Raw genomic sequence first — 17,990 nt, forward strand, 5'->3', positions numbered from 1 at the left:
CAATGATGAGCACAACGTAAGAGCAGCATGTGGCGCCTCTCATCTGCACCGCATGAGGCTCCTCGGGAAGCGGACAACCCACGCTGGGCCAGCCGGGCTTGGCGTCGACATAGCTAGGGAGATCATGAAGGCAATCAGTCGGGTGCTGATCGCGTTGGTTGCGGCCGTCGCGTCTCTGTTCGTGAGTACGGGCACCTCTCACGCGGGCCTGGATAATGAGCTGAGCCTGGTTGATGGTCAGGATCGCACGTTGACGATCCAGCAGTGGGATACCTTCCTCAACGGTGTGTTTCCGTTGGACCGCAACCGGCTTACCCGCGAGTGGTTTCATACCGGTCGAGCGGAGTACATCGTGACCGGCCCCGATGCCGAAGAGTTCGAGGGCACGTTGGAGTTGGGTTATCAGATCGGCTTTCCGTGGTCGTTAGGCGTGGGCATCAACTTCAGCTACACGACTCCGAACGTGTTGTTCGACCAGGCGCCGTTGGTGCTGGGTCCGCTCGACGCCCTGGGTTATGGCTTCCTGACCACCCCGAACCTGTTTCCCGGCGCGTCGATCAGCGCGGATCTGGGCAATGGTCCGGGTATTCAGGAGGTCGCGACGTTCTCGGTGGACGTCAAGGGTCCTGAGGGCGGTGTGGCGGTGTCGAATGCTCATGGCACGGTGACCGGTGCTGCCGGTGGTGTGTTGTTGCGTCCGTTTGCCCGGTTGATCTCCTCGGCCGGGGACAGCGTTACCACGTATGGCGAGCCCTGGAACATGAACTGACGCAAGCGAAGATTCTCCCAGGCAACGGCCCCCGGAAACTCCGGGGGCCGTTTCGCTTGTGGTTCAGGACTTGTCGGCGCTCGTGGTCTTCGCGGTGTCCGGACTCGGTCCGGTGCCCGGGCCGCTGACATGCTTGCCGGAGGAGCCGTTGGTTTCGGCGAGGATGTTGCGGATCTCGGTCAGCAGCGACAGTTCGGTGTCCTGAGCCTGCTCGAGCTCGCCCCGCTGGCGCAGCCTGTTGTAGGGCACCACCACGAGGAAATAGACCACCGCGGCGACCAGGATGAAGTTGATCAGACCGGACAACAGGATGTTGAGATCGATGGTCTCGCCACCGCCGATGTTGATTCGCAGAATGCCGTAGTCGGATTCACCGCCCGCCCCAACACGATTGATCAACGGTTGGATGATGCTGTCGGTGAAACGGGTGACCAGCCCGGTAAACGCCGTGCCGATGACCACCGCGACCGACAGGTCGACGATGTTGCCGCGAGCGAGAAATTCCTTGAACCCCTTCAGCATGGTGTCTCGATCCCTCCGTGCAGTGGTGTTGGCTGACAGACATGCCACGTTAGTCCGATGGAACTGCGCTGACGGCGGATCGACGTGAGCTCGCCGCGTTTCGTGATCAGTGAAAGGTGAGCGTCACGGCCGAAACCAGCGTGGCCGCCGCGACTTCGTTGGCAGCCCGGGCAGGTAGCGCCACCAACACCGCTCGCTCACCACCGCTGCCTGCGCCCGTCGGCCTTTCGGACACCACCACCACGACCGCGTTCGTGGCGATCACGCTGGGTTTGGCCGTCGTCTCGGCACCGGCCGTCAGCACGTCGACGACGTCGCCGGGGCGCACGAGATCGAGCAGCGCCGGATCCTCGAGACGTAACGGCACGATTCGCGCGTCGGGGCCCGCAGCCGATTCGGCCAGCCGCGGACCGAGCAGTCGGACATCGGTGAGCGCTTCGCCGCGCCGGGCCGGGCCGGCAAGCGTCGCACCGACAACGGCGCTCAGATCGGCGTGTGTGCCGTCCGGAATCATTGTGGCGGAGCGGGATTCGAGGTCGACGTCCGCGGCGCTGAGTTTCCTGCCCGGCGCCAGATCGTGCGCGGCGACGACGACATCGACCCGCTGGTCGTCGGGATCGGGACGCAGGGCCGCGACGGCGGCCAGCACGACAAGCACACCCGCCGCGACGCGGCGCGCGGCCAACGTGCGGGTCCAGTCGGGGCGTAGCGCGTCATGAAGTCGGCTCATCGCCGACGGGTTCAGAGATTCCCCCATACCGCCAAACTAGGCAGCGAATCGCCGTGATGGTGCGAGCTGGACGCCCGCCTGTGGATAACCGCCGGAGGCTAGCTGGACGCCGCGGCGGCCGGCGTCGAACTTGACGAACTCGAGCTCGAACTCGACGAGGTGGAACTCGAACCGGAGTCGCTGGCCGAACTCGACTTCTCCGACTTCTCGGACTTCTCCGACGAGGCGCTCATCGAGCTGGTCGACTTGCCGTTGGAGGAGCTCTTGCCCGCTTCTCGGCTGTCGGTGCGATAGAACCCGCTGCCTTTGAAGACCACACCCACGTTGCCGAACAGCTTGCGCAGGCGGCCGTTGCACTTCTTACATGTGGTCAGCGTGGCGTCGCTGAAGGACTGCACGGCGTCGAACCGGTCATCGCATTCAGTGCACGCATAGGAGTAGGTGGGCACGCGAACCTCCGAGGTGGTCAAACAACTTAGCACTCTACCGTGTCAAGTGCTAGAACCGCTATGTGGGTTGCGTCATTCCCGCTTGTCGACCGGTTTCGCGAGCGTGACCAGGCCGCGGCGGGGCGTCAGCGCGTGAGTCATCGGGATGTCGTGCGGCTCGGCGGGCAACTCGTCGATCAACTCGTCGTCGCGCACCACCGCGATGATCCGCGCACCCGGGGCGGCCAGCCGTAGCGATCGGTCGTAGAACCCCGCACCCCGGCCGAGCCGCGTCCCGGTCCGGTCGACGGCCAGCGCGGGCACCAGGATCATCGACGCCTCCGCGATCGCTTCGGCGGCCAGCCACGGCGGTCCTGGCTCGCGCAGCCCGAACCGCGCGTCGACCAACCCGGCTGGCCGGTACTCACCCCACTGCAGGGGCAGCGGGACACCCGCCGCGTCATGGCGCGCCACCGGAAGCAACACCCGGACCCCTCGGCGGTATAGCGCATCGACGAGTTCCGTTGAGCCCGGCTCGGAGCCGACGGGCACATAGGCGCAGACGGTCCGGGCGTCGGACACGAGCGTGGCGAGATGCGTGACCAAGGCGTGCGCCTCGGCGTCGTGCTCATGCGGCGGAGACGCGCGGCGGGTCGCAAGGATCGTGGCGCGCAGGTCGGCTTTCGTCACGCCCACCGCACCACCTCCAAACCAGGAACCTTGGGAGGTTAAACCAACCGCGAGGGGGTTAATGTGTGAACGATGACACGGCATTCGAAAGCGATACCGCTCACGGCGGTGGTCCCGGCGGCTGGGCTGGGGACGCGATTCCTGCCTGCGACCAAAACCGTGCCCAAAGAGCTGCTGCCGGTGGTGGACACCCCCGGCATCGAGCTGGTGGCGGCGGAGGCAGCGGAGGCCGGCGCCGAGCGGTTGGTCATAGTCACCTCCGAGGGCAAGGACAGCGTCGTCGCGCACTTCGTCGAGGATCTGGTGCTGGAAGGCACGCTGGAAGCCCGCGGTAAGAAGTCGATGTTGGAAAAGGTGCGCCGCGCACCGGCACTGATCAAGGTCGAGTCGGTGGTGCAGGCCGAACCGCTCGGTCTCGGGCACGCGGTCAGTTGTGTCGAGAACGTGCTCGGCCCCGACGAAGACGCCATCGCGGTGCTCTTGCCCGACGACCTGGTGGTGCCGAGCGGAGTGCTCGAGACGATGGCGAAGGTCCGGAGCAAACGCGGCGGCTCGGTGCTGTGCGCGATCGAGGTCCCCAGCGAGGACATCAGCGCCTACGGCGTGTTCGACGTCGAAACCGTTCCCGACGCGGACAATCCCGACGTGTTGCGGGTCAACGGCATGGTCGAGAAGCCCAAGGCCGAGGACGCGCCGTCGCCCTATGCCGCCGCCGGCCGCTACATCCTCGACCGCGCGGTGTTCGATGCGATCAAGCGCGTAGCGCCTGGTGCGGGTGGCGAAATCCAACTGACCGACGCGATCGCGCTGATGATCGACGAGGGCCATCCCGTGCACGTGGTCGTGCACCGCGGCTCTCGACACGACCTGGGAAATCCCGGCGGCTACCTCAAGGCTGCGGTTGACTTTGCATTGGAGCGCGAGGACTACGGGCCCGAATTGCGGCGCTGGTTGGTAGAGCGACTGGGCTTGACCGAACGGTAGATCCACGCGCCCGCAGCCGCCCGGTCGGCAACATGGGGAGAGCCCCCGCAAGGCAGAAAGGCGTGTTGTGCGTTCGGTGGAGGAGCAGCAGGCTCGGGTAGCGTCCGCCGCGGTGGCTCCCCGGCCTGTCCGGGTGGCGATCGCGGAAGCCCAAGGGCTGATGTGCGCCGAAGAGGTGGTCACCGAGCGTCCGCTGCCCGGGTTCGACCAGGCGGCCATCGACGGATATGCCGTGCGCAGCGTGGACGTGCTCGGGGTCGACTCGGGCGACTCCGAAGACGGGGCCGACGGCTCGTCGGAGCGCGAGATCAGCCTGCCGGTGATGGGGTACATCGAGGCGGGGGCACGCACCCCCAGCCGGCTGCAGCCACGCCAAGCCGCGCGGGTGCAGACCGGCGCGCCGATGCCGACGCTCGCCGACGCGGTGCTGCCGCTGCGCTGGACCGACGGCGGTGACTCGCGGGTGACCGTGCTGCGCGGCGTGCGTTCCGGGGCCTATGTCCGCCGCACCGGCGACGACGTGCAACCCGGCGACGTCGCCGTGCGGGCGGGCACCATCATCGGACCGGCGCAAGTCGGGCTGCTCGCCGCGGTGGGGCGCGAACGCGTGCTGGTGCATCCGCGGCCGCGGCTGTCGGTGATCAGCGTCGGCGGTGAACTGGTCGACATCTCCCGCACACCCGGCAACGGTCAGGTGTACGACGTGAACTCGTACGCGTTGGCCGCCGCGGGCCGAGACGCCGGCGCCGAGGTGAACCGGGTGGGCATCGTCGACTCCAACCCGGTGAAGCTTCGGGAAGTGGTGGAGGGCCAACTCAACCGCGCGGAGGCACTGGTCATCGCCGGCGCGGTCGGTGGGGCCGCCGCCGAAGGTGTGCGGTCGGTGCTCACCGAACTGGGTGACATGGAAGTCACCCGCATCGCGATGCATCCCGGCTCGGTTCAGGGCTTCGGTCAGCTCGGGCCGGAAGGCGTGCCGGTGTTTCTGCTACCCGCCAACCCGGTCAGCGCGTTGGTGGTGTTCGAGGTGATGGTGCGTCCGCTGATTCGGTTGTCGCTGGGCAGACGCCAGGCGCATCGGCGGATCGTGCAGGCCAGGACGCTGTCGCCGATCAGCTCGGTGCCCGGTCGAAGAGGTTATCTGCGCGGGCAGCTGATGCGCGATCAGGACACCGGTGAGTACTTGGTGCAGGCGCTCGGCGGCGCGCCGGGGGCGTCGTCGCACCTGCTGGCCACGCTGGCCGAGGCCAACTGTCTGGTGATCGTGCCCAGCGAAGCCGAGCAGATCCGCACGGGCGAAATCGTCGACGTCGCGTTCCTGGCCCAGCGCGGCTGATCAGCGCGGCCGACGTGAACTTCTGGCGGTCCAGTTCCCAGCACCCCGGTTGGCCGTTGCCCGTAGGCCCGCTTCGGGTCGCCGCCGGAATGGTGCGGCTGCGGCCGGTCCGGCTGCGCGACGGCGCGCAATGGAGCCGCATCCGGGTGGCCGACCGGGCCCATTTGGAACCGTGGGAACCCGCCACAGGCATGGATTGGGATGTCCGACATGCCGTTACGGCGTGGCCGACGGTGTATTCGGGACTGCGGGCGGAGGCCCGCAAGGGTCGCATGCTGCCGTATGTCATCGAGCTCGACGGCCAGTTCTGCGGCCAGCTCACGATCGGCAACGTGACACACGGGGCGCTGCGGTCGGCCTGGATCGGTTACTGGGTGGCGAGCTCTGTCACCGGCGGTGGGGTGGCCACCGCCGCGTTGGCGTTGGGTGTCGACCACTGCTTCGGCCCGGTCTCGCTGCATCGCGTCGAGGCGACGGTGCGGCCGGAGAACGCGGCGAGCCGCGCGGTGCTGGCAAAGGTCGGCTTCCGCGAGGAAGGCCTGCTGCGCCGCTATCTCGACGTCGACGGGGCGTGGCGGGACCACCTGCTGGTTGCGATCACCGTGGAGGAGATCGACGGATCGGCGGTCTCGACGCTGGTGCGCCGGGGTCGCGCGGCCTGGGCTTAGCCCTCCTGGCGACGTCGCTCTCGCGGTTGTCGCTTCTGGCACCGCGACGTCGTTTTCGCGAGGTGTGCAGGAGGGCTGTGCGCGGGGGTCAAATTGCAACCCTCGTGCAGATTTCGCGACACGACCTTGTTACAAATGTGACATTTGTGGCTGGTGGTGCTTGTCAGCAGTGAATTACAGGTGTGTAATTGTCTCGGCGCGCCGCCCACGGATGCGCTGGTCACAGACCTAGCCTGATGGGGAAAGGAGCAGGCGCAATGCCAAGCATCCCCCAATCCCTGCTGTGGATATCCCTCGTCATCCTCTGGTTGTTCGTGCTCGTCCCGATGCTGATCAGCAAGCGGGACGCGGTACGCAGGACCAGCGACGTGGCGCTGGCGACGCGGGTACTCAACAGCGGCCGCAACGCCCGGCTGTTGCGACGGCCCCGGCCGGCGGCCGGCCACGCCAGCGACCCGGACTGGCGCCCCGCCGAAGACGACGACTTCGACGACGCCGTCGACGACGAACCGGTCTCGCGCGAGCGATCGCTGGTGCGTGCGGCGGCGGTCGACGTCGAGCAGGACGCGGAGCCGGAGTACCTCGACGTCGACGTCGTGGGGGAGGACTCCGGCGCGCTGCCGGTCGGCGAGTCCGCGATGGCTGACGCCGAGGAGCCCGACGCCGAAACCGGCGAGCTGACACTGGAATTCGAGGAGCCCGCCGATGACGAGCCCGTCGAGGCGCGCAGTGAGTCCGAGGGTGCCGACGACGAGTACGAATACGTCGACGACTCGTCGGGGCTGGAGGCGCCGTCGGAGACCGACCTGAAGCTCGCCGATTCGATGAGTGCCGCGCGACGCCGCAGGCACGAATCCAAGACCGCCGCCGCGGTGAGCGCCCGCAAGTACAAATTCCGCAAGCGGATGCTGACGGCGATGACGGCGATGCTAGTGGCATCCGCCGTCGCGGCGGCCACCCTGACACCGTCGTTGTGGTGGCTCTGCGGCGCGGTCGGCGGCGTGACGGTGCTCTACCTGGGCTATCTGCGCAGGCAGACCCGCATCGAGGAGCGGCTACGGCGGCGCAGAGCCCAGCGGCTCGCCCGGTCGCGGCTCGGTGTGGCGAACACCCACGACGGCGAACTCGACGTCGTGCCGTCGCGGCTTCGGCGCCCGGGCTCGGTGGTGCTGGAGATCGACGACGAGGATCCAGACTTCGAGCACCTGGAATACACGGCATTCGCTCGGGGTTTCGACCTGCCGAGGGCAGCGGGTCAGTAAGCCGGCTTCTCGTTATCGATTTTCGGGGGCCGCGGGCAGGCTGGTAGCCTGCTATCGGTACCAGGGGCTATGGCGCAGTTGGTAGCGCGACTCGTTCGCATCGAGTAGGTCAGGGGTTCGATTCCCCTTAGCTCCACCACGATTGGGCAGCGGATTCGCCGCCTCGGCGCGTCATCGCTTCGAGCCAGTCCGCAGCTGGTCCGCAGCAGATTTGATTGCCGCGTCGAGATTGTCCGCAACGATGTCCAGATCGTCGTCGAAAAAGTCGGCGTAAACGTCGAGCGTCATCGACGCCTTGGCGTGGCCGAGCATCCGTTGCACCGCTTTGACATTCGCGCCCGCCGATACCGCAAGGCTCGCCGCAGTGTGCCGCAGATCGTGGGGAGTGATCGATGGGAATGTGTCGTCGGCCTTCTGGCAGACCTTCACCGCGGGCCCGAACACACGCGCGCGGTAGTTGGAATTGCGCAGCACGCCGCCGCGCATATCGGTGAACACCAGCGCGTCGCGGGCATTGCCGGCCATCAGCGCCGCGAGCTCGTCGGCCAGCGACGCAGGGAACGGCACCGAGCGACGCTCCCACGTCTTCGGAGTGCTCCACACCAGGCCGCCCGACTCGGTGACCGAACGCGACACGTTCACCCGGCGCCGCAACATATCGAAGTCCTGCACGCGCAGCGCCGCCATCTCACCCCACCGAAGGCCGGTATAGGAGAGGAATCGGACAACCTCGGGATGGCGGTCGACGGCCCCGGCGAGCGCCGCAACCTGCGCATGGCTCAGATAGCCACGGTCAGCGTGCTTGCGTTTCGGCAGCTTCACACCGTCGCACGGGTTGCGCGGGATCCGGCGGCGGGCAGTCGTTGGCCGACCGCGCAGCCGGCATTCCTGGCTTGTGGGGGCTGGTCGGATCGCTGAACAGTTCCAATCCCACTGAGAACCTCGCCAACTGGGGCAACAACACGATCGACTGGCTGGGTAACTTCGCCGCCGGCGCGGTGACCCGGCTCGGCACGTCGCTGTGGAAGGGTGCGCTCGGCCTCGTCGGCCTCGAGAACAGCATCCTCTCACCCGACAACGAGTGGTTTCAGGCCGCGGCGAAGTCGGCGGGGTTCTTCCTCGGCAACGACGGCCCGTTCGCCACGCTGCTCGGCCAGCCAGGCGACGCGACCTCAGCGACGAAGGCGGCGACGCCGAAGCAGTTACGCGAAGGCCAGGACCGCATCACCGACAAGGACAACGCCGTCGCCGTTGCGTTGGCCCGGCTCAACGAGCTACCGGCGGATGCCAAGGAATCGCAGCGACTCTCGGCGCAGAACGCGCTCGACAAGGCTCGCCGCGAGGCCGAACAGGCCCGCACCGACTACGCGGCACTGACCAGCGGCGGCGCAGCCACCACGGGTTCGACGGGCCAACTCTCCTACGAGATGTTGCCGTCGATCGGGTCACGCGGCAGCGAACGCGGCCTGCAGGTCAACACACTCACGACCGCGCGGGCGATCGCCGCGACGTTCCCACAGATCCGCGAGATCGGCGGATACCGCCAAGATCCGCTGAAGTGGCACCCCAACGGTCTGGCGATCGACGTGATGATCCCGAACTGGGACACACCGCAGGGCAAGGCGCTCGGCGACCAGATCTATTCGTTCGTCATGGGTCACGCCGACACGCTCGGCATCGACCGCTCGGCGACGCTGTGGCAGGTCAAAGACCACTTCAACCACCTACACATCGCCACCACCGGCGGCGGCTACCCGGCGACCCACGACATCGGCGGCCGGGTTCCTCCCGGCCTGTCTGTGGTGTCGAACCAGACCGGCGGCGACGAGTACATCCTCAACCGGCCGCAGGCGATGGAAGCAGCCGCCGCGCTCGAGGCGCGACGCATCCTGCCGACCCCGCCGCCGCGGCCCGGCGGATTCCAGCAGGTGCCTGACGCGCACCTCAAGCAGATCCCCGGCGGTGAACGCATCGCGCCATCAGGGCCGGCAGAACCGGCCCCGGCGCCAGGCGCTCCGAGCGAACCGACGCCGACGATTCCGCACGGCCCAGCACCGGGCGCGGGACCGGCGCCGTCGATCGCAATCCAGCCCACGGTGGCGCCGCCGCCCGGCGGCGGCGGGGGAGGCGGGAACAACAACCACCCCGCGCTGAACCAGGCGATCTCGTCCGGTGCGGCCACGCTGGGCAACCTCGCCTCAACTGCCGCGAGTTTCGGGCTGGGCGGTGGCCCGCTCGGCGGGGCGGCCGGATCGCTGATCAGCGGCCTGTTTCAGCAGGGCGGCAAGATCGCCCAAGGCGTCGCGAACGTCGCGAGTTCTTTCCTGATCGGCAACGTCACCGGCGGCACCACCCCCGAGGCGTACGGGCGCACGCTGCGCTCACGCCAGAACGTGCCCGTCACCGCGGCCGACCGAGGCGGCAACAAGAGCTACATATTCAACGGCATCAGCGACATCGGCAGGCTCACATAGGAGCTCGACCTGCGCGACGCCGTCGAACAGCAGGCAACTCTCGCTCACCGTCCAGCGAGGGTCGGATGATGACCGCCCACCAGTGCGATCCGCACCTGAGAACAACCGGGTACGGGCCTCTGACCCGATCGAGAGTCCTGCGCCTGCTGCTGACGCCGTTTGACGACGGGCCGGCCGAGGTCGAAAGCATCGCCGCCGTGGTGCTACACGAGGTCAAACCGTGTGCCGATTGCTTGACCGGCATGCTGCTGCTGATGACCGAGGTGGCGTATGCGCTTGTACCGGAGGCCGCCCGGCGGCAGGTGGTTGTGAATTGGGAGAGGCAGCTCATCGAGGCCCTGGACCAGATTGGCGGCCAGCGACCCACGTGATGCAGCTAAGGAGTGTGACACCGTGCCCGAAATCGAGCTGACGAACGTGGCCCCGGCCGGAGTGGAGCAGTGGCCCACAGGAGTCGGGTTGGGTGTGCAGTACCACGACGGTCCGCCGGGGCCGAACGGCACCGCGAACACGTTCGTCGTCACCGATCGAATCATCGGCGGCCGCGCCATCGAACCGACCGGCCATTCGATTGAAGGCCGCGCATCCGTCGACTACGGCCATCGGCCAGAGCAGCACGTCGTTGAGGTGACTAGCTGTACTCAGCCATCAGGTTGGTCGCAGTCGGCTGATGGGTGGTAGTCCCTGGAGTGCGCTGTGGCGGCGTTGAGTGTTGTAGAACTCGACCCAGGGTGCAAGGGCTTGGGTGCGGTCGGCGTTTGAGGCGAACACCCGGCGATATGACCATTCGCATTGCAGTGTGCGGTTATAGCGCTCCACCTTGCCGTTCTGCCATGGGCAGTGCGGCTTGATGAACAGGTGTTTGGCGTGCAGCTGGTCAATGACGGCGGCCACGTGTGCTGAGCGTCGATAGCTCAGATGGTTGTCGGTGATCACGCGTTCGATGTGCGAAATGCCCTGTGATTGAAAGTAGCGCGCCGCGCGAGCGATGAACTCGGCACAGGTCGGTCCTTTTTCATCGGCATGGATCTCCGAGTACGCGAGCCGGCTGTGATCATCGACCATCGAGTGGACATAGTCATAGCCGATGCCGCGTCCGCGGACCTCTTCGCTGCGCCCGTGAGCGCGCCACCCGCCTCCGTCAGGGATGCGGCCGAGTTTCTTGACATCGACGTGGACCAGTTCACCAGGATGGTTGCGTTCATACCGCCGTGTGGTGGCCTTCGATGCCTTGATCACCGCGCCGGTCATTGGATCGCAGTCACGCAGGTAGGGCACATTTCGGCGCCGCAGGATTCGTCCGACGGTGCGCGCGGGCAGCCCGAGCTGGGGGCCCAGCCAGTCCTGGCCCCGACGATGCTTGCGCCGGGCAGCGATCACCTGACGCTCCACGCGCGCTGACGCCTTTGTCGGGCAGTGGTGCGGTCGTGAGGACCGATCGTGCAATCCGGCCTCGCCTTCAGCGGCGTAGCGGCTGATCCAGGTGTGAACACACTTGCGCGAGATACCCATCGCCGCGGCGATGTGTGCCTGTTTCCACCCTTGTTGGTGGCGCTGCACGATCAGCATCCGGCCGTGCAGCGTGGTGCGGGCATTACCGTGGGACACGAGAACCTCCGGGTTAGCGATGGGCCTTCGACAAGCCACACCTCACCCGGAGGTTCTCCTCACATCAAGCCAACACGCCTGCTACCAACGTCATGACCGGGTACAACTAGCGCCCCACTCATCACGCACGTCACTGTGTGGCCCGCCGTAGCTCCATGGTCGTTCTGGTCTGCCGAGCTTGCGTCTCCGGTGCAGGCGGAGCCCGGCACGATTCTGCGGATGGACGCGACCACCGGAATGCTCGACGTGACGCCGGTGCCTGGCGATCCGACCTATGTGCCGGTCGCCTCGACGTATCCGACGGGCGTGTTCGTCAACTGGGGCATCGGCTTTGAGGTCGACGGCGCCGCCGTGATCCGTGAGCTGGACTCCGGCGGCGTCGAGGGTGACACCTATGGCGGGGGTGTATATCAGACGGCGATGGCCACGCTGCGGCACCGGGTACTCGTTACCGCGGCGAACGCGGCCAGTGGCGGCAACAACCGCGGCATGGGCGGCGGCGTGCACGGCTCCGACGCCAGCTTCACCGACGGCGTGTTCTTCACCATGGACTCCGGCGCCAGCAGCGGCGGCTGCCAGATCTTCCACAAGAACGGCGCCACCATCACGCCGGTCGGGACGGCCACCGACGACGACAACGACGACAACGACACCCTCGAGCTGCGCCCAACACTCACGGCTGGAGTGTGGACGTACACCGTTTACCGGAACGGCAACCCGACCGCGTGCGCCTGGACCGACAGCAGCAACGCCGCGACGCCCGGCCTGTACACGTGCTTCGCCTTCCAGCACCGCCGCGCCGGCGGACTCGAGTTCTACAGCAACGGGCTACGCGACTTCACGGCGGAGGACTTCTAGCAGCTAGAGTCGCACCAAAAGGCTGAGCGTTACTCTAGGCGGGCTGCCGATCAGCGACTGCAGAGGGGCTCCCAGTATGGCCGTCATCCCTGACGGACGCGTCGACTACGACAAGCTGCTCGAGCTGTTGCTTGAAACCGAGGAAAACCACCTCGATTTCAAATCAGGTGTCGACCTCGACGACAACGCAGATCGGCTGAAGCTGGTCAAGGACATCGTCACGATGTCCAATCGTCCTCCCGGCGGCTACATCCTAATCGGCGTCACTAACGACGGAAAGCCGTGCATGTCACAGGGAACCATCGCTGACCGCCGCGAGTTCGACGGCGCCAAGCTCGGCGACCTCGTGAGGCGCAACATCGAAGGCCAAGTCAACGTCCGCACGGTTGTACACGACCATGACGAATACGAGATCGTCCTGATCTTCGTCGAGCACTCGGGACTGCCAGTTCCGTTCAGCAAGCTCGGCCAGCACCCTGATCCTTCGCTTCCCGACAAGCAGATCGTGATTTTCCGACCGGGCGACATATTCGTACGTGAGGGCGCTCAAAACGTCCCCATTCGAAACGCACACTGGCCAGATCTGCTGTCTGCCTACACCAAGCGGATTCGCGACGAGGCGGGAGACCTAGCCGAGACGGTCATGCGCGAGTTCATCAGCCAGTTCCGCCAGCATCCGACGGGCGCCCCCGCGGAGATTCCGCTGCTTTGGGATATGGACGAAGCGACATTTACCGATGCGGTGGTGGCCATGATAGAGGCGAAAAACGATGTGCGGCTTCGTCAGTTCCTCCGCACACTCCGGAAGTATGTCAACGCTAGTAGCACGCTCGAGGACTGCGAGATGGCACTGGACAGATGGGCCATCTTTTGTGCGCAGGCGACGATTTTCGAGCGCGACGACTTGACGGGCAACGCGATCGCCGCACTATTCGACGCCTACCGCGAGCTGGGCGCTGGCCCCGATCTGACACGAAAGCGCCTAGCGGTCGTCATCCGGATCTACGCCATCGGCAGCCTGGCGGTGCGCATGGCAGCATGGGAGACGGTGCATTCCTTGGTGCTTCGGCCGGTGCCGTCGACTCCGTTCGACAACAGCTGGGTCTACTCCTCTTGGATTCGCCACGCGCAAGTAGAGGCCAGCCGCGCGGGCCTCATCAAGGATGACCGGGGCGGATTCTTGATCTCAGCAGCGCGCGAACTGATGATGAACCAACCGGGAATGCGCCCGGATATCGGCGATGATGAAATCCCGCCCCGGGACGAAGTCACGGCAAATGACGTTCTCCTCAACACGTTGTGCGAATTCGACATCGCCTATTGTCTCGTCGTTGCCGCCGAAGGTACGGGCAAAGGCGCGTTTTACGCCTCTTCCGCCGCTTTCGACGAGGACCGAGCCAAACCGATGGCACTCAAGATCGTTGAGGATTCGAAAGTGCGGAGACTGCTATTCCCAGCGTCAGACGACGATCGGGTCGGCGACGCTCTAGCGCTTGTATATCACCGCACGATCAGGGAATCGGCCAACAACTTAGGCGGTCGATGGTGGACGGCACCGCAGGCTGTGATCGAGTTCATCAATGACAACGGCGGTCCACGGACCTTCGATGACAGTTAGCACTAAGCCGTAGGCGAATCGGCCAAGTCTGACGAGCGGTCACTCCGGATTCTCCACTATCGCAATGCTATTGAACCCCATCTCTTCAATGGCGCGTACGACTTCGCTCGCGGGAATGCCCCGATAAAACGGCGGCGACCCTGATGTGTTCCCAGTGGCGCCAGCTCCGGCCTGACACAGCCCAGACCGCGTGTGGTCGATGACAAGACCGATCACTCGGCCGTCCTGGGCGACGATCGGGCCTCCGCTATTACCAGGCCGCTCGATCGCCGACGTCAGGAAGATCTTGTGTCGCGGGTATCCGCCACACGCTGGCGCCTCCGCCGCAGGGTTTACCACGTGGCCGCGCTCCACCGTGATCACCTGTTCGGTCGTACCGGCAACATAGGGGTAGCCGAACACACGTACTTCGTCACCCCATCTGGGTTGCCGGAAAACCATGCCCGACAGTGCCGGAACGTCTTGCTGGTTGCCAAACTCACCCTCGATGACGGCAACGTCTACTTCTGCATGAGCGCGGACAATGCATTGACGCGACACCCATTGCGCGTCGGGCGGTTTGACTGCCGGATGAATCTCAATCGCCGCAGTGCCGATATTGTGGCCGAACAGTTCCTCGACTACGTGTCTGTTGGTCAGGATATGCGAGCTGTCTAATACGAGCCCGGTCCCAGACGGCTTGCCCTCTCCGCCGCTGATCTGAACTGTAACGGCGTTATAGGAGCGGATGATGAGCTCGGGTCCGAGTATCTCTGAGAGCCACAGGTTGCCCTTGGTCTGAGGCGATCTCGAGCCCTGCGTGACGTACAGCTGACCTTGCATTGGCACGCCTACCATGTCTGCTCGCCAACCACAGGGCAGCAGTATGCCGTGGCGCGCCATCTCAGCCAGGATCCGCCCAGTTTCCCAGGCATGGCTTGGGATGCTGAGCTTCTGCAGGTACATGGTGAAGTATGCAACTGGCCAGGGGCCGGCCCTTCCGGCATCGGCGGGCTGATTGATCGATCGCGCTATTTCCTCGTCATGAACCAGACCGAAGAAGCGATAGGCTGCCCAAGCGACTGTGAGCCGCCATTCGAGGCTCCCCGGGACAAGCTCTGCGGCTAGCGGGGTGTCTGGCGGATTTTCACCGGGTTCCGACATGTGCGCGAATTCATTTCCTCATCGAGCCAGCATCGAATCGTTGACGCTCGTCTTATAGCACTCGCGACCGACAACCGAATGGCCTCGGCCCCACATGGTCACTCCATCGTTCTAGCCTCATCGATGAAAGTCCAAGCGCATACCGTCGCCGCGGATGTCCCAGATGGTCGATCGTGTGATTCCGTCGAACTACTTGCCGTCAATGCGGGCGGCCAGTGCTCGGATTTGCGCCTCCAAGGCTTTGATGCAGACGATCGACGCTGCGGCGGTGGCTGCCGCAGCGTCCGCGCGCGTGACGTAGTTTGGCATCGCGTTCTCAAGCATGTTGACGAATGTCTTGGTGATTGGGAACTCGTCCAGTGGGCCGGCATTGATGACCGGGTGGTCATCCGGCTGATTACGGATGAGACTTTCAAGGTTGCCGAACCCGTTGGTAAGGGCGTCGACAAGAACAGAATCGGGGTGGTCGGCCAACTGTTCTGCCAGCTGTCGCGTCGCAGCCAGGTGGTGATTGATCGGCTTATCCGTCATGGCACCGACGCTATGCCACCCATGCGACAAAACCGGGCCAGACCTACCGGCGTGGCGACAGTGACGAGCGGCCCTGAACCCACCAGGCTGCGCACGTCTCTTACACTGAAGGTGAGCCCGCCTGGCAGGGAGGGGTACGCAGATGCAGTACTTCACCGACGGCACCGGGTTGGTCGCCCGTGTGCTCACAGATGCCCCGTTTGGTCGCGAGTTCTCCCGAGCTGAGGTGCAGACTTACAGCGCCAGGCGCGGCATCTGGAAGCCGGCTTCTCCAGGAATGACGACTGGGCTGCAGTTTGGTGGCGACTGGTCCGAGATCACCGCCGAAGACTTCTGAGGCAAGCTGGTGACTACGACTGCGCACCGCCCCGGCGACGACAAATATGCCGCTATGGCCGACAGCTACGAAGCAGAACCGCCCCGCGCGGAGGAAATCACCTCGATCGAGGTGTACCCGCACAGCGGCCGCGCCAACGGCGCCGACGACGCCTAACGCTCACCGGGATGCTCACGTAAGTACGCCTGGCGAGCAGGGGAATTGGCGAGCATGTCGTCGAGCATCTTGCGATAGCCAGTCATCCAGGCGACGGCGAGACTCCTGCGGCCGCGGTACGGGTTTGGAGTGCCCACTGCGGCGGCCAACCCCTCAGCGTGGACGCGTTTGATCTCGTCCACGCGAGATAACCGGCGTGCGATCGCCGACTCGGCATCACGTTGCGAGCACGGGTCCCAATCGCCGGTGTACGCGATCTCTGACGTCATGCCTGACCGTTCGACCCAGACGCCGCGCTTCATGCTGTACACCTCGGCGCGCGCCGTGATGAAGTCCTCGCCGAACGACGCATCGGTGTGCACGCGTACAACGCGATTCCCGTTGCGGAAATAGCGCATCACGCCCCCTCTTAACCGCCTTCGCACTCGCTCCAGTCGCCGCTGAAACGGATCTCGGTCGTCAGGCCGGGGGCGTCCTTCCAGTCGTCCTGTTTGGCGCTGTAGGTCTGCGCCTGGGCCTGCGAGAATTCGGGGCCGAATGGGGCATCGGTGAGCACGCGGGCAACTAATCCGGTGCCGTCGGTGAAGTACCGCATCGCCTGCTCCCTTCCCGTTTCCGTGGGGCTCACCTTCAGTCTAGAAGTGGTGTACCGATCGGGGTAGGAAGCCGCTGGACGGGGGCTGCGCGGTGCCGACGGCTAAAAACCCCTCAGCGCCGAGCCCATTCGGTCTCGATTGCGGCTTCGATGTCGTCGGCCGCCGCGGTGAGCACCGCGGCGAGCTGACGCGCCTGGCCCGGTGTCATCACGTCGCCGTCGAGCACCACGAAACGCTCGACAAGACCGTCGTCGGCGTACTGATTGCCATCGACCTGCACGAGCAGGGGCTTTTCTGAGGGGTCGGCGCGGGACACCTCCCACTTGCTGCCGATGAAGTAGCGCAGCGACCCAGGCTCACCGTTCGACGACTCAAACGCCGGCTTGTCGGGGTGATACCAGGGCTCCACGCAGACCGCGCCAACGGGCAGCGGGAGATTCTGGCCGGGATTGGCATTACTGTGCATCTGTCGAACTCCTTGTCAGTTCGGCCATACCCCGGGGCGGTGGCAGCCGTCGCCGGGGCCTTACTTTCGGGGGCAGGTTAACTGATGGTCGGGTGTCCGTGGTGGCGATCGCGCCCAGTCCGCAGCTGGTCCGCAGCACACTCGACAACAGCTATCGGGGGCCAACACAGCCAATGCTGTGACCTGCGGGTTAGTGGTGCTGCCAACGCAGCTTGGCGCTGCAAACGCCGAGATCGACTCGTTGCATCGAGTAGGTCAGGGGTTCGATTCCCCTTAGCTCCACCACGATTGGGCAGGTCGGGCGAGACAAATCCTTCCGTATGGACAGCGTTGACGCTCTACGCTCGTTGCTGACGCATTCCCGCAGGTCGGCAAGGGGGATCACCGGTTGGTCAGCTTTCGCAGCGGATTTTGCTTCGGGTTGGTTTGCTGCGGCCGCAGTATCCTGGGCTAGCATGTTTGCTCGCGCGTGAGGAGGGGCTGTGCCGAAGGCAGTTCGGGTTGCTCCGGAGGACTTGCTGGCCTCTGGGTCGACGGTCGATGCGCACGCCGGCATGCTGCGCGCCGCGCACGTGGCCGCCGACGGCCGCATCGAGTCCGCGCAAGCCGGTGTCCCTGCTGGGTCTGCCGCGGCGCTGACCGCCGCCGTCACCAAGTGGCAGGCAGACTCGGCCGCGCTGTTCGCCGGCATGTCGGACCATGCGACGGCGCTCCGGGACGGCGCGACCGCCTACGCACAGGCCGACGAACACGGCGCGAGCGCAATCGGCGCCGCCGGCGATGACATCATCGACCTCGGCCTCTGAGCCGCTCC

General features: G+C 65.6%; 22 protein-coding genes and 1 tRNA gene. 12 read left to right on the top strand and 11 right to left on the bottom strand.

Annotation, left to right across the window (positions count from 1 at the left end; all coding sequences use genetic code 11):
* Positions 1 to 124 precede the first annotated feature (124 nt).
* On the top strand, positions 125 to 769 hold the full coding sequence (locus tag G6N28_RS16115; RefSeq protein WP_163901916.1) for a porin MspA: 645 nt from the start codon (positions 125 to 127) through the stop codon (positions 767 to 769).
* Positions 770 to 832: 63 nt separating this feature from the next.
* Here G6N28_RS16115 and mscL read toward each other — a convergent pair whose 3' ends face one another.
* From mscL to G6N28_RS16135, 4 genes are all read right to left on the bottom strand, one after another.
* Entirely contained in the window at positions 833 to 1,291 is a 459-nt protein-coding gene (mscL, locus tag G6N28_RS16120; RefSeq protein ID WP_163901918.1) for a large-conductance mechanosensitive channel protein MscL, read from the bottom strand.
* 106 nt (positions 1,292 to 1,397) lie between these two features.
* The gene (locus G6N28_RS16125; protein WP_163901920.1) at positions 1,398 to 2,048 is read right to left on the bottom strand and encodes an SAF domain-containing protein; all 651 of its coding nucleotides are present in this window, start codon (positions 2,046 to 2,048) and stop codon (positions 1,398 to 1,400) included.
* 71 nt (positions 2,049 to 2,119) lie between these two features.
* Positions 2,120 to 2,470: an FmdB family zinc ribbon protein gene (locus G6N28_RS16130; RefSeq protein WP_163906311.1), complete on the bottom strand. Its 351-nt coding sequence runs from the start codon at positions 2,468 to 2,470 to the stop codon at positions 2,120 to 2,122.
* 72 nt (positions 2,471 to 2,542) lie between these two features.
* Positions 2,543 to 3,145 carry a 5-formyltetrahydrofolate cyclo-ligase gene (locus tag G6N28_RS16135; RefSeq protein ID WP_235674590.1) on the bottom strand — a complete coding sequence of 201 codons (603 nt, stop codon included), beginning with the start codon at positions 3,143 to 3,145 and terminating at the stop codon, positions 2,543 to 2,545.
* A 66-nt stretch (positions 3,146 to 3,211) separates the two neighbouring features.
* On the opposite strand from G6N28_RS16135, the gene G6N28_RS16140 reads away from it, so the two are divergent.
* The 5 genes from G6N28_RS16140 to G6N28_RS16160 all read left to right on the top strand — a co-directional run bounded on the left by G6N28_RS16140 (position 3,212) and on the right by G6N28_RS16160 (position 7,528).
* A complete protein-coding gene (locus G6N28_RS16140) occupies positions 3,212 to 4,123 on the top strand; it encodes a UTP--glucose-1-phosphate uridylyltransferase (RefSeq protein WP_163901925.1) in 912 nt (303 codons plus the stop codon).
* 67 nt (positions 4,124 to 4,190) lie between these two features.
* Complete coding sequence (glp, locus tag G6N28_RS16145; protein ID WP_163901927.1) at positions 4,191 to 5,459, top strand: molybdotransferase-like divisome protein Glp; 1,269 nt, start codon at positions 4,191 to 4,193, stop codon at positions 5,457 to 5,459.
* Positions 5,460 to 5,473: 14 nt separating this feature from the next.
* Positions 5,474 to 6,127, top strand: coding sequence for a GNAT family N-acetyltransferase (locus G6N28_RS16150; RefSeq protein WP_179962095.1), 654 nt, complete (start codon positions 5,474 to 5,476; stop codon positions 6,125 to 6,127).
* A 257-nt stretch (positions 6,128 to 6,384) separates the two neighbouring features.
* The gene (sepX, locus tag G6N28_RS16155) at positions 6,385 to 7,389 is read left to right on the top strand and encodes a divisome protein SepX/GlpR (protein WP_163901929.1); all 1,005 of its coding nucleotides are present in this window, start codon (positions 6,385 to 6,387) and stop codon (positions 7,387 to 7,389) included.
* Between the two features lie 63 nt (positions 7,390 to 7,452).
* Positions 7,453 to 7,528 (top strand) — tRNA-Ala (locus G6N28_RS16160).
* A 32-nt stretch (positions 7,529 to 7,560) separates the two neighbouring features.
* Here the strand turns inward: G6N28_RS16160 and G6N28_RS16165 are convergent.
* Complete coding sequence (locus tag G6N28_RS16165; protein ID WP_235674591.1) at positions 7,561 to 8,211, bottom strand: tyrosine-type recombinase/integrase; 651 nt, start codon at positions 8,209 to 8,211, stop codon at positions 7,561 to 7,563.
* Between the two features lie 41 nt (positions 8,212 to 8,252).
* Here G6N28_RS16165 and G6N28_RS16170 point away from each other — a divergent pair, with 41 nt between their 5' ends.
* A complete protein-coding gene (locus G6N28_RS16170; protein WP_163896473.1) occupies positions 8,253 to 9,863 on the top strand; it encodes a VldE C-terminal domain-containing protein in 1,611 nt (536 codons plus the stop codon).
* A gap of 68 nt (positions 9,864 to 9,931) precedes the next feature.
* Entirely contained in the window at positions 9,932 to 10,234 is a 303-nt protein-coding gene (locus G6N28_RS16175) for a hypothetical protein (RefSeq protein WP_163901931.1), read from the top strand.
* Positions 10,235 to 10,511: 277 nt separating this feature from the next.
* Here the strand turns inward: G6N28_RS16175 and G6N28_RS16180 are convergent, their stop codons facing one another.
* Positions 10,512 to 11,471 (bottom strand): IS481 family transposase, encoded by a 960-nt coding sequence (locus tag G6N28_RS16180; RefSeq protein ID WP_163901933.1) that lies wholly within the window; start codon positions 11,469 to 11,471, stop codon positions 10,512 to 10,514.
* Between the two features lie 219 nt (positions 11,472 to 11,690).
* Here G6N28_RS16180 and G6N28_RS16185 point away from each other — a divergent pair, with 219 nt between their 5' ends.
* Both G6N28_RS16185 and G6N28_RS16190 read left to right on the top strand, forming a co-directional pair.
* On the top strand, positions 11,691 to 12,329 hold the full coding sequence (locus G6N28_RS16185) for a hypothetical protein (RefSeq protein ID WP_163901935.1): 639 nt from the start codon (positions 11,691 to 11,693) through the stop codon (positions 12,327 to 12,329).
* A gap of 76 nt (positions 12,330 to 12,405) precedes the next feature.
* A complete protein-coding gene (locus G6N28_RS16190; RefSeq protein WP_163901937.1) occupies positions 12,406 to 13,947 on the top strand; it encodes an AlbA family DNA-binding domain-containing protein in 1,542 nt (513 codons plus the stop codon).
* 39 nt (positions 13,948 to 13,986) lie between these two features.
* On the opposite strand, the gene G6N28_RS16195 is transcribed toward G6N28_RS16190, so the two are convergent.
* Together G6N28_RS16195 and G6N28_RS16200 are read right to left on the bottom strand one after the other, a co-directional pair.
* Positions 13,987 to 14,892, bottom strand: coding sequence for a S1 family peptidase (locus tag G6N28_RS16195; protein WP_235674592.1), 906 nt, complete (start codon positions 14,890 to 14,892; stop codon positions 13,987 to 13,989).
* 387 nt (positions 14,893 to 15,279) lie between these two features.
* On the bottom strand, positions 15,280 to 15,621 hold the full coding sequence (locus G6N28_RS16200; RefSeq protein WP_163901941.1) for a hypothetical protein: 342 nt from the start codon (positions 15,619 to 15,621) through the stop codon (positions 15,280 to 15,282).
* A 142-nt stretch (positions 15,622 to 15,763) separates the two neighbouring features.
* Between G6N28_RS16200 and G6N28_RS16205 the strand changes: the two genes are divergently transcribed.
* The gene (locus G6N28_RS16205; protein ID WP_163901943.1) at positions 15,764 to 15,958 is read left to right on the top strand and encodes a hypothetical protein; all 195 of its coding nucleotides are present in this window, start codon (positions 15,764 to 15,766) and stop codon (positions 15,956 to 15,958) included.
* Between the two features lie 152 nt (positions 15,959 to 16,110).
* On the opposite strand, the gene G6N28_RS26900 is transcribed toward G6N28_RS16205, so the two are convergent.
* The 3 genes from G6N28_RS26900 to G6N28_RS16220 form a co-directional block, all read right to left on the bottom strand.
* Positions 16,111 to 16,512 (bottom strand): ribosome modulation factor, encoded by a 402-nt coding sequence (locus G6N28_RS26900; RefSeq protein WP_197745791.1) that lies wholly within the window; start codon positions 16,510 to 16,512, stop codon positions 16,111 to 16,113.
* Positions 16,513 to 16,523: 11 nt separating this feature from the next.
* Complete coding sequence (locus tag G6N28_RS16215) at positions 16,524 to 16,742, bottom strand: hypothetical protein (protein ID WP_163901945.1); 219 nt, start codon at positions 16,740 to 16,742, stop codon at positions 16,524 to 16,526.
* An 80-nt stretch (positions 16,743 to 16,822) separates the two neighbouring features.
* Positions 16,823 to 17,176 (bottom strand): hypothetical protein, encoded by a 354-nt coding sequence (locus tag G6N28_RS16220; RefSeq protein WP_163901947.1) that lies wholly within the window; start codon positions 17,174 to 17,176, stop codon positions 16,823 to 16,825.
* A gap of 482 nt (positions 17,177 to 17,658) precedes the next feature.
* Here G6N28_RS16220 and G6N28_RS16225 point away from each other — a divergent pair, with 482 nt between their 5' ends.
* A complete protein-coding gene (locus G6N28_RS16225; protein WP_163901949.1) occupies positions 17,659 to 17,982 on the top strand; it encodes a WXG100 family type VII secretion target in 324 nt (107 codons plus the stop codon).
* Positions 17,983 to 17,990 lie beyond the last annotated feature (8 nt).

Source organism: Mycolicibacterium pulveris, from assembly GCF_010725725.1.
Classification (GTDB): Bacteria; Actinomycetota; Actinomycetes; order Mycobacteriales; family Mycobacteriaceae; genus Mycobacterium; species Mycobacterium pulveris.

What these genes read in the sequence shown, in the direction of transcription:
- G6N28_RS16190 (WP_163901937.1), top strand. Translation starts at nt 12,406, where the DNA reads ATGGCCGTCATCCCTGACGGACGCGTCGACTACGACAAGCTGCTCGAG.
- G6N28_RS16185 (WP_163901935.1), top strand. Translation starts at nt 11,691, where the DNA reads ATGGACGCGACCACCGGAATGCTCGACGTGACGCCGGTGCCTGGCGAT.
- G6N28_RS16195 (WP_235674592.1), bottom strand. Translation starts at nt 14,892, where the DNA reads ATGTACCTGCAGAAGCTCAGCATCCCAAGCCATGCCTGGGAAACTGGG.
- mscL (WP_163901918.1), bottom strand. Translation starts at nt 1,291, where the DNA reads ATGCTGAAGGGGTTCAAGGAATTTCTCGCTCGCGGCAACATCGTCGAC.
- G6N28_RS16175 (WP_163901931.1), top strand. Translation starts at nt 9,932, where the DNA reads ATGACCGCCCACCAGTGCGATCCGCACCTGAGAACAACCGGGTACGGG.
- G6N28_RS16220 (WP_163901947.1), bottom strand. Translation starts at nt 17,176, where the DNA reads ATGCACAGTAATGCCAATCCCGGCCAGAATCTCCCGCTGCCCGTTGGC.
- G6N28_RS16200 (WP_163901941.1), bottom strand. Translation starts at nt 15,621, where the DNA reads ATGACGGATAAGCCGATCAATCACCACCTGGCTGCGACGCGACAGCTG.
- G6N28_RS26900 (WP_197745791.1), bottom strand. Translation starts at nt 16,512, where the DNA reads ATGCGCTATTTCCGCAACGGGAATCGCGTTGTACGCGTGCACACCGAT.
- G6N28_RS16115 (WP_163901916.1), top strand. Translation starts at nt 125, where the DNA reads ATGAAGGCAATCAGTCGGGTGCTGATCGCGTTGGTTGCGGCCGTCGCG.
- G6N28_RS16125 (WP_163901920.1), bottom strand. Translation starts at nt 2,048, where the DNA reads ATGGGGGAATCTCTGAACCCGTCGGCGATGAGCCGACTTCATGACGCG.
- G6N28_RS16140 (WP_163901925.1), top strand. Translation starts at nt 3,212, where the DNA reads ATGACACGGCATTCGAAAGCGATACCGCTCACGGCGGTGGTCCCGGCG.
- sepX (WP_163901929.1), top strand. Translation starts at nt 6,385, where the DNA reads ATGCCAAGCATCCCCCAATCCCTGCTGTGGATATCCCTCGTCATCCTC.
- G6N28_RS16205 (WP_163901943.1), top strand. Translation starts at nt 15,764, where the DNA reads ATGCAGTACTTCACCGACGGCACCGGGTTGGTCGCCCGTGTGCTCACA.